The sequence below is a fragment of the Actinomadura sp. WMMA1423 genome (genome assembly GCF_006547145.1).
Taxonomy (GTDB): domain Bacteria; phylum Actinomycetota; class Actinomycetes; order Streptosporangiales; family Streptosporangiaceae; genus Spirillospora.
Genome location: NZ_CP041244.1, coordinates 3,069,937 through 3,083,214, shown reverse-complemented (window position 1 = coordinate 3,083,214; position 13,278 = coordinate 3,069,937). Strand labels below are relative to the sequence as shown.

The following is a 13,278-nucleotide window of genomic DNA, read 5'->3' as shown; positions in this document are numbered from 1 at the left end:
TCAAGGCGGTCGGCCCCTGGGTGCCGCCGGCGCACGGTGCGCGATCAACTGCCTCCGCGCCGTGGACCGTCCGCTGACCACGTCTCCCAGGGGGCGGCGATCGGCCTCGGAATGCTGGCCGCCCATGGATGAGGCATCGCATCGGGATCTTCTGTGGCGTCTTAACCGGTAATATCGGCCATTCGGTGGCACAGGGGGCAACTGACCCGGTCATGCCGACAAAGTGCACCATTCCGGGACGACGGGAGCGGGAGTGTGTCGCCATTGGACGCCAGGGTTCGGGTCCGGATGACCGCGCGGTCGATCGACGAGCCGAACCGCACGTCGAGCAACCTCGAGCTGTTATTCGACCTCACGTTCGTCGTCGCGGTCGCGGCCGTCACGGCCCAGTTCTCCCACCACATCGCCGACGGACGCGGTCTCGCCGGGCTCGTTCCGTTTCTGCAGATCTTCTTCGCCGTGTGGTGGGCCTGGATGAACTTCACCTGGTTCGCGTCGGCCTACGACACCGACGACGTCGCCTACCGGCTGCTGACCATGGTGCAGATGGGCGGGGTCCTGGTCCTCGCCGCGGGTGTCCCGGCCGCGGCCGAGCACCCCGACTACCGTGCCGTCGGGGTCGGCTACCTCATCATGCGGGTCGCCCTGGTCGCGCAGTGGCTGCGGGTCGCCGTCGAGGACCCGCCGGGTCGCCGCGCCGCGCTGCGGTATGCCGCCGGCATCGGCGTCGCGCAGGCCGGCTGGCTCGTCTGGCTCGCCACGGCGCAGGCGGGCGGCTTGGCGGCGTCGCCCCAGCTGGCGTTCTTCGTCGGTCTGGCCGCACTGGAGCTGGCAGTGCCTCGGTGGGCGGAACGCCCGGCCTCCATCAACTGGCACCCGCACCACATCGCCGAACGCTACGGCCTGTTCACGCTCATCCTTTTCGGAGAGAGCGTCTACGCCGCGACCAACGGGGTGAGGGGAGCGTTCGAGAGGGCCGAGGCGATGGGGCCCCTCATCGTCGTCGCGGGAGGCGGCCTCATCCTGCTGTTCGCTCTCTGGTGGCTCTACTTCCTCGCTCCCGCGGGGGAAGGGCTCAGCGAGCGTCGTCACCTTTCCTTCCTGTGGGGATACGGGCATTACGGCGTCTTCGCCAGCCTTGCCGCCCTCGGTGCCGGACTCGAGGCCGCGGTCGAGCAGATCGGCGACCACGTTCGGGCCGCGCCCGTCGGCGTCTGCTACGCCGTCGCGATCCCGGCCGCGCTGTGCGTCGTGCTCCTTTGGACGATCTATACGCCGATCCTGGGCGAGCCCCTCTTCCATCCCGCCGTGGTGGTGTGCGGCGTCATCGTCGTCCTGATCCTGCCCCCGGCGGCCTCCCGGACCGGAGCGCCCGCGGTCGTCGCGGCGATCGCGACCGTCTGCGTCCTGACGGCCATCCTCGCGATCGTCTTGAGCGGCCGCAGATCCCCGCAGCGGGAAGGCAGGACGGTGCTCAAGACCGAGGACGGGATCCGGTAGGCCGGGAACGGCTGCCTTGGCGGACGAGGCCGAGCGCCTGGGCCGGCGCAAGGGCGGCATGATTGGGGGATGCGGTCTTGGTGGGGTTGGGGGGATTCGGGTAGTGCGGTCGTGGGGGCGGAGCGGGCGGCGCTCGTAGGGCGGGTGGCCTCGCTGTTGCCGGGGGCCGAGCTCGTCGACCATCCGCCTCCCCCGGTCGGTGAGCTGGGGGTGGGGGCGCCGCGGGTCGCGGCGCCCTCGGCGATCGCCGATCTCTGCTCGGACGAACCCGTCGATCGGCTCGGGCACGCGCGAGGCAAGGCGTTCCGGGACGTCGTCCGCAACCTCATGGGCGAGGTGGGACGGGTCCCCGACCTGGTGGTCCGGCCTCGGGCCGAGCGGGATGTGGCCGACGTGCTGGACTGGTGCACCCGCGCCGGGATCGCCGTCATCCCCTACGGCGGCGGCAGCTCGGTCGTCGGGGGCGTCGAGCCGCGGCTGGACGGGGAACACGCCGGAGTGGTCAGCCTCGACCTCGGACGGCTCGCCGACGTGGTCGAGGTCGACGCCGCGGCCAGGGCCGCCCGGATCCAGGCGGGAATCCACGGCCCCGCGCTGGAGGACCGGCTGCGGCCGCACGGGCTGACCCTGCGGCACTTCCCGCAGTCGTTCGAGTTCTCCACCCTCGGCGGATGGCTGGCCACCCGCGCGGGCGGCCACTACGCCACCGTGCTCACCCACATCGACGACCTGGTGGAATCCCTGCGCGTGGTGACGCCGGCCGGGGTGAGCGAGTCCCTCCGGTCGCCCGGGTCGGGTGCGGGCCCGTCCCCCGACCGGCTCTTCCTGGGCTCCGAGGGGACGCTCGGGGTCATCACCGAGGCGTGGATGCGGCTCCAGGAGCGGCCGCGGTGGCGCGCGGGGGCGTCGGTGCTGTTCGCCCGGTACGAGGAGGCCGTGGGCGCGACGCGGGCGCTGGCGCAGTCCGGGCTGAATCCGGCCAACTGCCGTCTCCTGGACCCGATGGAGGCGCTGCTCAACGCGGGCGCCGACTCACCGGGCGGCGTGCTCGTGCTGGGCTTCGAGTCCGCCGACCACCCGGTGGACGCGGCCCTGGAGCGGGCGCTGGAGCTGTGCCGCGACCACGGGGGAGAGCCGCAGCCGCGTGCGGCGCGGGACGCGGCCGAGACCTGGCGCGCGGCGTTCCTGCGCATGCCCTACCAGCGCGACGCCCTCGCCGCCCACGGGATGATCGTGGAGACGTTCGAGACCGCCTGCACCTGGGGCGCGTTCGCCGAGCTGCGCGAGGCGGTCATGGCGGCGGCGCGGGAGGCGATGCGGGCCGCCGGCGCCGAAGGCGTGGTGACGTGCCGGTTCACCCACGTCTATCCGGACGGCCCCGCCCCCTACTTCGGCGTCTACGCGAGCGGCCGGTGGGGCTCCACCGTGGCCCAGTGGGACGAGATCAAGGCGGCCGTCTCCGAGGTGCTGTCGGACCGCGGGGCCACGATCACCCACCACCACGCCGTGGGACGCGACCACCGCCCCTGGTACGACCGGCAGCGCCCGGACCCGTTCGCCGCGGCCCTGCGCGCCGTCAAGTCCACCCTGGACCCCGGCGGCGTCCTGAACCCCGGAGTCCTGATCGACCCCTCCTGAACGGCGGCACGGCGCGGCCGCCACCAGCGGCGCGCTGGTCGCCCTCCTGAGCGCGCAAGGAGCCTTAGGCCGGCTCGCCGACGTCGCGGGCGATCCACGCCGGTGTGTCGAAGCGGACCGGCTGCGCGCCCGCCAGGGCTCTGAGGTGGTCTTCGAGCCGCTCCAGCTCGGCCGCGCCGATCCGCTGCGCCCACTGGTCGCGGAGCTCCTCGAAGATCGCCTCACCCTGGCGCAGCACGTCGAAGCCGAGTTCGGTCACCCGAAGGCGCTTGCGGCGGGCGTCGCGCGGGTCGGTGTCGCGGGTGACGTACCCGCGCTCCTGCAGGACGGCGATGGTCCTCGCGGCCGACTGCTTGGTGATCGACAGGCGGCGGGCCAGCTCCGAGGCGCTGTCGGCGCCGGCGGCGATGGCCCGTATGGCGAAGTCGTGAACAGGACGCACGTCCTCGTGGCCGCGGTCGGCCAGCTCGGCGGTGGCGGCGTCCACGAGCGTGCGGAAGCCCCCGAGCAGCAGCAGCGCGAGATCAGCGCCGGAACGAGACATGCGAGAAGGATATGACCGTGGACAAAAGACAGCCTGCCTGTCTATATTGGACAGCCAGGCTGTCGAAATGAGGAGAGACATGGCCACCGCACCAGCGGGCCTCACCGTCCCCGAGATCACCCACCACCGCGCCCACGTCAACGGGGCGACCCTGCACTACGCCGCCGCCGGGACCACCGGGTCCCCGGTCCTGCTGGTCCACGGGTTCCCCGAGACCTGGAGGGCCTTTCGCAAGCTCATCCCCCTGCTCGCCGGCGGCCACCGGGTCTTCGCCGTGGACCTGCGCGGCTTCGGTGACTCCGACACCGCGCCGGGCGACTACGACAGCAGGACCTCGGCCGAGGACCTGCACCAGCTGATCGCGCACCTCGGCCTCGGCCCGGTCCATCTGACCGGGCAGGACATCAGCGGCGCGGCAGCCTTCCGGTTGGCCGCCACCCACCCGGAGGACGTGCTCAGCCTCACCGCGATCGAGACGGGCCTCCCCGGCTTCGGCTGGGAGATGCTGGCCGACGTCGCTCACGGCGGCGCCTGGCACATCGGTCTCCTCGCCGCGCCGGGCATTCCCGAGATGCTTCTGGCCGGCCGCGAGCGCGAGTTCCTCGCGCAGTACGCGTTCCCGTCCATGACCGCCGTCGCGGGCGCGGTCACCGATGCCGACATCGACGACTTCGCCCGCGCCTACGCGCGCCCGGACGGCTGGCGCGGCGCGACCGGCATCTACCGGTCGCTGCTTCGAGAAGGGCCCGAGCTCAAGGCGCTCGCCGAGTCCCCCGGGCTGAACGTGCCCGTGCTCGCGATCGGGGCCGGCGGCGGCGCGTTCACGGCCAGGAGCATGTCCCAGGTCGCGTCGGCAGGGGTCAGCTCCGTCCAGCTCGAAGGCGTCGGCCACTACGCCGCGTTGGAGGCCCCCGAAGAGCTGGCGAAGGCCGTCCTCGACTTCGTCGACGACATCGACGCCGCCTAGAAGACTGCTGAAGATCTTGGGGTTTTGGTCCCGCCGCGGATGCGGCGGGGCCAGTGTGTTGTGGTGTGGTGATGGGTGAGTGGGCCGGGGAGACGGTCGGTCCGGATGTGTGGGAGACGTGCCGGGAGCTGATCCCAGCGGGGAGCGTGTTCGCGTTCCTGGCCGAGCACCGTGGCGCGTTGTTCCCGGCGGTGATGTTCGCGGACATGTATCCGTCGGCGAACGGGCGGCCGTCGATGCCGCCGCAGATCCTGGCCGCGGCGATCACTTTGCAGGCCCTGCACGGGCTGTCGGATTCTGAGACGGTGCAGGAGTTGCGGTGTGACCTGCGCTGGAAGGCCGCGTGCGGGCTGGGCCTGCACGACACCGCGTTCGATGCGTCGCTGCTGGCCTACTTCCGCCGTCGGCTGGCACGCTCGGCCCGGCCCGACCGGATCTTCGAGGCCGTGCGGGAGGTGGTGCGGGCGACCGGGGTGCTCACCGGCAGGCATCGCCGTGCGCTGGACTCCACGGTGCTGGACGATGCGGTCGCCACCCAGGACACCGTCACCCAGTTGATCGCCGCCGTCCGCTCAGTGATCCGCCATGTCCCCGGGGCGGCCGAGGTGGCCGCGGCGGCGTGCACCGCCCACGACTACACCGACCCGGGCAAACCGCGCATCGCCTGGAACGACGAGCAGGCCCGCGCCGAGCTGGTGGACGCCCTGGTCACCGACGCGCTCAGGTTGCTGGGGCACCTGCCCGAGCAGGAACTGGGCGAGCGGGCCGCGAACGCGGTGGGCCTGCTGGCCCTGGTCGCCGGGCAGGACGTCGAACCGGCCGAAGGGTCCGACGGCCGCGACGGGCGCTGGCGCATCACCGACGGCACCGCCCCGGACCGGGTGATCTCGACCGTCGACCCCCAAGCCCGGCACGTCCACAAGACCCGCAGCCACCGCCAGGACGGCTTCAAAGCCCACCTGGCCGTCGAGCCCGAAACCGGCCTGTTCACCGCGGTGGCCCTGCGGCCCGGCGCCGGGGCCGCCCACCACGAGGCCCTCGTCGGCCTGGACCTGCTCGCCGGCGAGGACACCCCGGTGCAGGTGTTCGGCGACACCGCCTACTCCACCGGCCAGGCCCGCCACGCCCTCACCGCCGCCGGGCACCGGCTGTTCATCAAGCCCGCCCCGCTGCGGCCCGCCGTCCCCGGCGGCTTCACCCTCGACGACTTCGCCATCGACACCACCAACGGCACCGTGACCTGCCCCGCCGGGCACACCGCCCCCTTATCGGACCCCGGCGGACGCCACCACCAGCGCAAAGCCGTGTTCGGGAACCGGTGCACCGGATGCCCCCTGCGCGAGCGGTGCACCAACGCCAAGGCAGGCCGGATCCTGACCATCCGCCCCCACCACGACCTCCAAGCCGCCGCCCGCCGCCAATCGGCCCACGACCCGGCCTGGCAAGCCGACTACCGCCGCTGGAGACCACCGGTCGAACGCGCCGTCGCCTGGCTCGTCCACCACGGCAACCGCCGCCTCCGCCACCGCGGCACCATCAAAGCCGACGCCTGGCTCCACACCCGAGCCGCCGTCCTCAACCTCCGCCGACTCATCAACCTCGGACTCACCCGAACCAACGGCACCTGGCACCTGTCCACGGCCGAAGCATGACCACACAGGGGCTGTCCGGCCCACGGCCGGACAGCCCCTCACAAGATCTTCAGCAGTCTTCTAGGGCGCGAGCGCCGACCGGACGGGGCGGGAGCGCGGTTCACCGGTCTGGACCGGGCGCCGCCCGGGTCCCCGAGGAGGTAAGTGCTTAGATACTCCCGTGACCGTCAGACCCTCGTTCGATCCGCTCATCGCGGCGGAGGACCGCGCCCTGCTGGAGGCGCGGCCTGAGTTGCTGCACCCCGCCGCCGGAGTGCGGCCATCGGGGCCGGTCGGTGGGCGGACCCCCCGGGATGTGCTCTTCAGCCTTTGGAATGCCCCACTGTGGGCCTTTTTGCCCCTCGTCGTCGCTCCGTTCTACGGGCGCAAGGCGCTGATCGCCGGAGCGATCGGGCAGGTCGTGGCGGGCGCGGTGCTGGTCCTCGCGCCCGGCGGCGTCTTCGTCCTGTCGGGAGCGGCCGTGGTCGCGTTCGGTGTGCTGCTGGCCCGGTGCGGGCAGGGCCGTGCCGGTTCCCTCGCGCGGCGGCTCCACGGCTCCTACGTGGTGCCGGGCGACCTCGACACCGCCACCGCCGCTCTGCTCGGGCGGGTCCAGCGGGCGATCCAGGTGGTGCTGACCGCCGAGGTCACCAAGGAGGGCCTGCTCGACGATCTGCGGAACACCGTCACGTTGCCGGCGCAGGAGTGGGAGGTCGCCCAGACCCTGCGGGAGATCAGCCGCTTGTCGGAGGAGCAGCGAACGGCGCGCCTGGCCGGGCAGAATGCCGAGCTCGCCCAGATGATGGCCCCGCAGGCCAAAGCGCTGAAGCTGGCCACGGCCTCGGTCACCGAGCGCATCGAGGCGATCGAGCGGTACGCCGAGCAGGTGACGGCCGCCGATCGGGCACTCCTGCAGTGGAAGACCCTGCAGCGCTTGGCCGACAGCAGCGACGCCTATGGCGAACTGCTCGCGCGGACCGTCCGGGACGAGCTGGCGGTCGCGGAGATCGACGGGCTCACCGACGAGGCGAAGAGGCTCGAGGAGGCGCTGCGGCGCAGCGTGGAGAAGGCGCGCAGGACCGGGCTCACGCTGCTGCCCGGCGGGCTGGCGGAGGCGGGCTGATGACGCGTCGGCGCGAGAGCGGCAAGAGCGGCGAGGCCGGGGCGCTCCCGGCGCTGTCTCCGGGCGGGGAGGAGCTGTTCGGCCGGATCCCGGTCTGGTTGAACGCCCTCGGCGGGCTGGTCCTGATCGTCCTGCTCTGCCTGCTGCTCTTCGCCTGATCACATTTCCCGGATCGCCGCCCGGAGCGGCTCGCCGGTGATCTTCCACCAGGCCCCGGCGAGGATCAGCGTGCCGACGAGCGCGAGCGCGACCCGCCAGCCGGGCAGGCCGCCGTTCTCGAGGATGGGGCCGCGGGCGTGCGGGTCGAACACCCGGTCGACGTGGAGCTTGCCCCAGAGGCCGAACTTGGACGAGATCGCGCTGGTCCCGCCGATGCCGAACCCGGCCTGGAAGACGACTCCGATGGCGCCCATCCCCGCGGCGCAGAGGCCGAAGGCCCCCTGGCCGACCGCGACGGCCCCGATGGCGAGCTGCCCTATGGCGACGACGCCCCGCGCGAATTGACCGACAGCGATGACACCGGTGGCGATCTGACCGATGGCGATGATCCCGCTGGCTTCCTGCCCGACGGCGAACACACCGACGGCTCGGGGCCCGACCGCGAGAACCGCCGGGGTGCCGTCCCCCATTGCCACGAGCTGCATGCGGCGAGCATAAGGGGTCTCTTACCCGAGCCGGGAGGTATGGGCAGTTCAAGGGGGCCGGCGTGCAGCCTCCCGCGAGACCGGGCGGCTCACTTGCGCTCCACCCACTACCACGCCGTGGGACGCGACCACCGCCCCTGGTACGACCGGCAGCGCCCGGACCCGTTCGCCGCGGCCCTGCGCGCCGTCAAGTCCACCCTGGACCCGGGGGCCGTCCTCAACCCCGGCGTCCTGATCGACCCCTCCTGAACGATCCCGTCAGCGGAAGTCGGAGGCGTGGTCCTCGGCCCACTGGCGGAAGGTGCGGGCGGGACGGCCCAGGAGGCGCTCGACGGTGTCGGTCACGCGTTCCGGCTCGTCCACGAAGCCCTCCCAGGCCTTCAGGCGGGACTGGACGAAGGCGGCGTCGCCCCACGCGGCGGTCAGCTGCTCGCGGGCGATGTCCGGAGGCAGGTCCTCCCAGCGCACCTCGCGGCCGACGACCTCCCCGATGACGCGGACCTGCTCCCGGTGGGTGATCGATTCGGGGCCGGTGACGACGTGGGCGGCGGCGTCGTGGCCGGGGGTGGTGAGGGCGTGGACCACGACGTCCGCGATGTCCCGTTCGTGGATCAACGAGCGCGCGGCGTCCCCGTACGGCCAGCGGACGACGCCCCGCCTGACCTGGTCGGCCCACGCGAGGGTGTTCGCGGCGAAGTCGATCGCCCGCACGAACGTCCAGGCGAGCCCCGATCCGCGGATCAGCCGCTCGATCTCCTGGTGGAAGGACGCGGCGGGCTCGCCCTCCGCGAGGTCGGGCACGTCCGTGGACAGGTAGGCGACGTGCCGGGCATGGCGCGCGATCGCGTCCACGACGCGGGGGTCCACCGGCAGGCCGGGCCACATCAGGTAGACGGCGTCCACGCCGCGGGCGGCGCGCTCCAGCGTCTCCGGGGAGCCGAGGTCGCCCCTGACGGCCTCGATCCCTTCGGGCACGGCCGCGGTGTCGCGGACGAGGGCGCGGACCGTGTGCCCCGCCTCGGTCAATGAAGCGGCGACGTGCCGGCCCACCCGTCCGGTCGCGCCGGTCACCAGGAAGATGCTCACGGGCCCCGACCGTAGAACCTCAACCGCGCTCGAGGTCAAGACGGCCGCGCGCGGACGCGGCTCGCGGAGGTCCCCGGTCGGCCTATCGTGGACGATCATGACGGCTGGAAGCTGGACGCTGGGCGGAGACCTCGAGGTCGCGCGGATCGGGTACGGCGCGATGAAGCTGACCGGATGGCCGAAGGGGGACCCGCCCGGCAGGGAGACCGCGCTGGGCGTCCTGCGCCGGGCCGTGGAGCTCGGGGTGAACCACATCGACACCTCGCACTACTACTCGCGCGGCGGGGTGGCGGCCAACGAGCTGATCCGGGAGGCCCTGCACCCCTATCCGGACGACCTCGTGATCGTCACCAAGGTCGGTGCGCTGGTGGAGGGCCCCGACCTCGCGCTTTCCGCCGAGCGGAAGAACGGCCTCACCCCGGACGGCCTGCGCCGCGGTGTGGAGGCGAACCTGCGCTCGCTGGGAGTCGACCGCCTGGACGTGGTGAACCTGCGGATGGGCGACCTGGACCGCGACGAGGCACCCCTGGCCGGCCCCCTGGAGACGCTGCTCGCGCTCCGGGAGGAGGGCCTCATCCGCCACCTCGGAGTCTCCAACGTCACTGCGGCGGAGTTCGCCGAGGCCCGCGGGATCGCGCCGATCGCCTGCGTCCAGAACCTCTACAACGTCTCCCGGCGGGACGACGACGCGCTCGTGGACGCCTGCGCGGAGGCGGGGATCGCCTACGTCCCCTTCTTCCCGGTCGGCGGGTTCGCCCCGGTCACGGCCGAGCACCTGGACGCCGTCGCCGCCCGCCACGGCGCGACCGTCCCCCAGGTGGCCCTGGCATGGCTCCTCGCCCGCTCGCCGAACATCCTCCTGATCCCCGGCACGGGTTCACCGGCCCACCTGGAGGAGAACATCGCCGCCGGCGACCTCACCCTGACCGAGCAGGACCTCGCCGAACTCGGCTGACGGAGCGGCCGCGTCCGGGCGCCGCTAGTTGAGGGTGCGCTCGGTGTAGGCCCAGTGGGCGCGCAGGGCGGCGGCGGTGGTCTCCGGCGCGTCCCAGGCGGGGGAGTGGGCGGCGCCGGGGATGACGACCTTGGACGCGTTGAGGCGGTCCGCCATGGCGGCCTGGACGCGGGGGTCCCAGGCGTCGTCGTCCTCGCCGTAGAGGACGAGGACGCGCAGGCCCGTGTCGGCGCAGTGCTTGGCCAGCTCGTCGACGCGGTCGGGGGCGGTGAGGATCTCGTCGGCCATGCGCGCGAGGCCCTTCTCGGAGTTGCCGAGCGTGCGGGCCTTGAGGAAGGCGACGATCTCGCGCTGGATGCCGCGTCCGAGGTAGTCGGGTTCGAGGCTGAGCTCCCAGATCTGCGTCATGCCGAGCTCGGGGATGGCGTCGCGCAGGGCTCGGGCCCTGGCGGCGGCCTGGCCGGTGACGGCGTCCGGGCCGGAGCTCATCACGGTGAAGGACGCGGGGCGGGCCCCGGCGAGGACGGCCTCGCGGCACACCAGGCCGCCGAAGGAGTGGCCGACCAGGTGGACGGGGTCGGGGCCGAGCGCCGCCATGACGGCCGAGATGTCGGCCCCGAGGGCCGCGCGGGTGTAGGCGCTCTCGTCGTCGGGGCCGATGGTCTCGTACTGGCCGCGCATGTCGATCGCGACGACGCGGCGCCCGGAGGCGGCCAGGGTCTGCAGGACGGCGAGGAAGTCCTCCTTGCTGCCGGTGAGACCGGGCACGAGGAGGGCGGGGCAGCGGTCGGGCACGCCCGATCCCGGAAGGGCCTCCAGCGCGGCGAACGGGCCGCGGGAGGTCTCGACGGTCGTCCGGCGAACACCGGGGGGCAGACTCACGAACCGGGGCGTACTCACGGTGGAAACCTTAGTCAATGGGCGGCTGGGTGCTTCGGTAAGAAATCTTCGGTGGTAGCGTCGCCAGCGTGGTCGCCATGCCTGCCATCTCCGCGCACCGCCGTGACGAGGCGGGCCTGACGGGTCTCGGCGAGGCCGCGGCCTCGGGCGCCGAGTACGTCGAGATCGACATCAGGCGGACCGGGGACGGCCGGCTCGTCGTCCACCACGACCCCGAGGTCGGCGGCCGGCGGCTGAGCCGGCTCAGCTACGAGCGGGTCCAGGAGCTCGCGGTGCGGCCCGTCCCGCTGGTCGCCGACGCCATGAAGATCATCGCCGGCCGGGCCAAGGGCCATCTGGACCTCAAGGAGCGCGGCTGCGAGCACGAGACCGTCGCGCTCGCGATGGAGGCCTTCGGCGCGGAGGACTTCGTGGTGACGACCCGCGAGGTCACGTCCCTCATGGAGATCAAGAAGAGCTTCCCTGGGACGCGCACGGCCCTGTCGGTCGGGCGCAACCTGTGGGAGCGGGGCGCCGCGCACGACTTCGCGCCGCTGCGGCTGATCCGGCGGGCGGGCGCCGACATGGTCGCGCTCAACCACCGGCTCGCCCGGGTCGGCGTGCTGCGCCAGTGCGGGCGCGCCGGGATCCCCGCGATGATCTGGACGGTCAACGCCGAGCCCGTCATGCGCCGGTTCCTCGGAGATCCGCGCGTCGCCGTCCTCGTCACCGACCATCCGGGCCTCGCCCTCAGGATGCGCGAGGGAGAAGGCCCGGAAGGAACGCGAGCCGCGAGACCTGGGTGAGTCTCGCGGCCTGGTGCTCCGCCGCCGGTCAGGCGGTCTGGGACGCCTCGGCGGTCCCGCCCGCGGCCGCGGCCGGCTTGCCGGCGCGGGTGCGGCGGCGGGGTCGGCTGCGCTTGCGCTCGGTGGCGACCGCGTCGACGACGTTGTCGTCGGCGGCGGTCTCGGACTCCGCGGCCCCCGCCTCCACGGGCTGGCCGGCCCGCGTGCGGGTGCGGTTGCGCTTGCGGCGCCGCGGCCGGGGACGTTCCCGGTCGTGGTCCCGGTCGCGCTCGCGCTCGCGGCCGCGGTCGTGGCTGCGGACCTTGCCGGTCTCGCCGATGTCCTCCAGCTCCTCGGCGTCGAGCCCGGCGAGGCCGCCCCGCTTGTCGGCGGGCAGCGTCCCCTTCGTGCCCTCGGGGATGCCGAGCGCCTCGAAGTAGTGCGGGGACGTCGAGTAGGTCTCCTCCAGGGCGGCGAACGGCAGGTCGAGCGTGCCGTTGATCAGCTTCCACCGGGGGAGGTCGGACCAGTCGACGAGCGTGACGGCGACGCCCTCCTTGCCCGCACGGCCGGTCCGGCCGATGCGGTGCACGTAGGTGTCGGCGCTGTCGGGGCACTCGTAGTTCACGACGTGGGTGACGTCGTCGACGTCGAGGCCGCGGGCCGCCACGTCGGTGGCCACCAGCACGCTGATCTTGCCGTTGCGGAACGCGCGCAGCGCCCGCTCGCGCTGGCTCTGCCCGAGGTCGCCGTGCACGGCGGCGGCGTCGAAGCCGCGCTGCGCGAGGTCGGCGGCCACGCGGTCGCACGCCCGCTTCGTCTGGCAGAAGACCATGGTGAGCCCGCGCCCCTCGGCCTGCAGCAGGCGGGCCAGCATCTCCGGCTTGTCCATCTGGTGGGCCTGGAAGACGTGCTGGACGACCTGCGGCGTCGCGTCCGACTCGGTGTGCGACTCGGCGCGGACGTTGGTCGGGCGGGTCAGGTACCGGCGCGACAGCGCGGCGATCTCGCCCGGCATCGTCGCCGAGAAGAGCATGGTCTGGCGCTGCGCCGGGATCCGGTCGATGATGCGCTCGATGTCGGGCAGGAAGCCCAGGTCGAGCATGCGGTCGGCCTCGTCCAGCACCAGCACGCCGACCTTGGAGAGGTCGAGGTACTTCTGCTTGACGAGGTCGAGGAGCCGGCCCGGGGTGCCGACGACGACGTCGACGCCCTCGCGCAGCGCCTCGATCTGGGGCTCGTAGGCGCGCCCGCCGTAGACCGACAGGACGCGGGTGCCGAGCTTGCCGCCGGCGACCAGGAGGTCGTCGGTGACCTGGAGGGCCAGCTCGCGGGTCGGGGCGACGACGAGCGCGCGCGGCTCGCGGTTGCCGTGCTCGATGCGCTGCAGCAGCGCGGCGCCGAACGCCAGGGTCTTGCCGGTGCCCGTGCGGGCCTGGCCGATGATGTCGTGGCCGCCCAGCGCGATCGGCAGGGCGAGCTCCTGGATGGGGAACGCCTCCACGATGCCTTCGGCTTCGAGGGCG

Annotated in this window: 14 protein-coding genes; 9 read left to right on the top strand and 5 right to left on the bottom strand. The window is 73.1% G+C overall.

Going from position 1 to position 13,278, the window contains the following annotated elements; all coding sequences use genetic code 11:
* Positions 1 to 288: 288 nt before the first annotated feature.
* Positions 289 to 1,500: a low temperature requirement protein A gene (locus tag FKD65_RS14335; RefSeq protein ID WP_141577974.1), complete on the top strand. Its 1,212-nt coding sequence runs from the start codon at positions 289 to 291 to the stop codon at positions 1,498 to 1,500.
* Between the two features lie 144 nt (positions 1,501 to 1,644).
* On the top strand, positions 1,645 to 3,138 hold the full coding sequence (locus tag FKD65_RS14330) for an FAD-binding oxidoreductase (RefSeq protein ID WP_240810143.1): 1,494 nt from the start codon (positions 1,645 to 1,647) through the stop codon (positions 3,136 to 3,138).
* Between the two features lie 64 nt (positions 3,139 to 3,202).
* Here the strand turns inward: FKD65_RS14330 and FKD65_RS14325 are convergent, their stop codons facing one another.
* The gene (locus tag FKD65_RS14325; RefSeq protein WP_141577972.1) at positions 3,203 to 3,682 is read right to left on the bottom strand and encodes a MarR family winged helix-turn-helix transcriptional regulator; all 480 of its coding nucleotides are present in this window, start codon (positions 3,680 to 3,682) and stop codon (positions 3,203 to 3,205) included.
* A gap of 79 nt (positions 3,683 to 3,761) precedes the next feature.
* Here FKD65_RS14325 and FKD65_RS14320 point away from each other — a divergent pair, with 79 nt between their 5' ends.
* From FKD65_RS14320 to FKD65_RS44195, 4 genes are all read left to right on the top strand, one after another.
* The gene (locus tag FKD65_RS14320; RefSeq protein ID WP_141577971.1) at positions 3,762 to 4,649 is read left to right on the top strand and encodes an alpha/beta fold hydrolase; all 888 of its coding nucleotides are present in this window, start codon (positions 3,762 to 3,764) and stop codon (positions 4,647 to 4,649) included.
* Positions 4,650 to 4,720: 71 nt separating this feature from the next.
* Positions 4,721 to 6,301 (top strand): IS1182 family transposase, encoded by a 1,581-nt coding sequence (locus tag FKD65_RS14315; protein WP_141576383.1) that lies wholly within the window; start codon positions 4,721 to 4,723, stop codon positions 6,299 to 6,301.
* Between the two features lie 160 nt (positions 6,302 to 6,461).
* Complete coding sequence (locus FKD65_RS14310; protein ID WP_141577970.1) at positions 6,462 to 7,403, top strand: hypothetical protein; 942 nt, start codon at positions 6,462 to 6,464, stop codon at positions 7,401 to 7,403.
* On the top strand, positions 7,403 to 7,561 hold the full coding sequence (locus tag FKD65_RS44195; protein WP_168221037.1) for a hypothetical protein: 159 nt from the start codon (positions 7,403 to 7,405) through the stop codon (positions 7,559 to 7,561). Before FKD65_RS14310 ends, FKD65_RS44195 begins: the two co-directional genes overlap by 1 nt.
* On the opposite strand, the gene FKD65_RS14305 is transcribed toward FKD65_RS44195, so the two are convergent.
* Positions 7,562 to 8,047: a hypothetical protein gene (locus tag FKD65_RS14305; protein WP_141577969.1), complete on the bottom strand. Its 486-nt coding sequence runs from the start codon at positions 8,045 to 8,047 to the stop codon at positions 7,562 to 7,564.
* Between the two features lie 93 nt (positions 8,048 to 8,140).
* Here FKD65_RS14305 and FKD65_RS14300 point away from each other — a divergent pair, with 93 nt between their 5' ends.
* Positions 8,141 to 8,296, top strand: a complete 156-nt coding sequence (locus FKD65_RS14300; RefSeq protein ID WP_205718662.1) for an FAD-linked oxidase C-terminal domain-containing protein — start codon at positions 8,141 to 8,143, stop codon at positions 8,294 to 8,296.
* Between the two features lie 9 nt (positions 8,297 to 8,305).
* On the opposite strand, the gene FKD65_RS14295 is transcribed toward FKD65_RS14300, so the two are convergent.
* Positions 8,306 to 9,133, bottom strand: coding sequence for an NmrA family NAD(P)-binding protein (locus FKD65_RS14295; RefSeq protein ID WP_240810142.1), 828 nt, complete (start codon positions 9,131 to 9,133; stop codon positions 8,306 to 8,308).
* 97 nt (positions 9,134 to 9,230) lie between these two features.
* On the opposite strand from FKD65_RS14295, the gene FKD65_RS14290 reads away from it, so the two are divergent.
* Complete coding sequence (locus tag FKD65_RS14290) at positions 9,231 to 10,088, top strand: oxidoreductase (RefSeq protein ID WP_141577967.1); 858 nt, start codon at positions 9,231 to 9,233, stop codon at positions 10,086 to 10,088.
* 24 nt (positions 10,089 to 10,112) lie between these two features.
* Here the strand turns inward: FKD65_RS14290 and FKD65_RS14285 are convergent, their stop codons facing one another.
* Complete coding sequence (locus FKD65_RS14285) at positions 10,113 to 10,988, bottom strand: alpha/beta fold hydrolase (RefSeq protein ID WP_141577966.1); 876 nt, start codon at positions 10,986 to 10,988, stop codon at positions 10,113 to 10,115.
* Positions 10,989 to 11,065: 77 nt separating this feature from the next.
* On the opposite strand from FKD65_RS14285, the gene FKD65_RS14280 reads away from it, so the two are divergent.
* Positions 11,066 to 11,773 (top strand): glycerophosphodiester phosphodiesterase, encoded by a 708-nt coding sequence (locus FKD65_RS14280; RefSeq protein ID WP_205718841.1) that lies wholly within the window; start codon positions 11,066 to 11,068, stop codon positions 11,771 to 11,773.
* A gap of 28 nt (positions 11,774 to 11,801) precedes the next feature.
* On the opposite strand, the gene FKD65_RS14275 is transcribed toward FKD65_RS14280, so the two are convergent.
* Positions 11,802 to 13,256: a DEAD/DEAH box helicase gene (locus FKD65_RS14275; RefSeq protein WP_240810141.1), complete on the bottom strand. Its 1,455-nt coding sequence runs from the start codon at positions 13,254 to 13,256 to the stop codon at positions 11,802 to 11,804.
* Between the last annotated feature and the right edge of the window lie 22 nt (positions 13,257 to 13,278).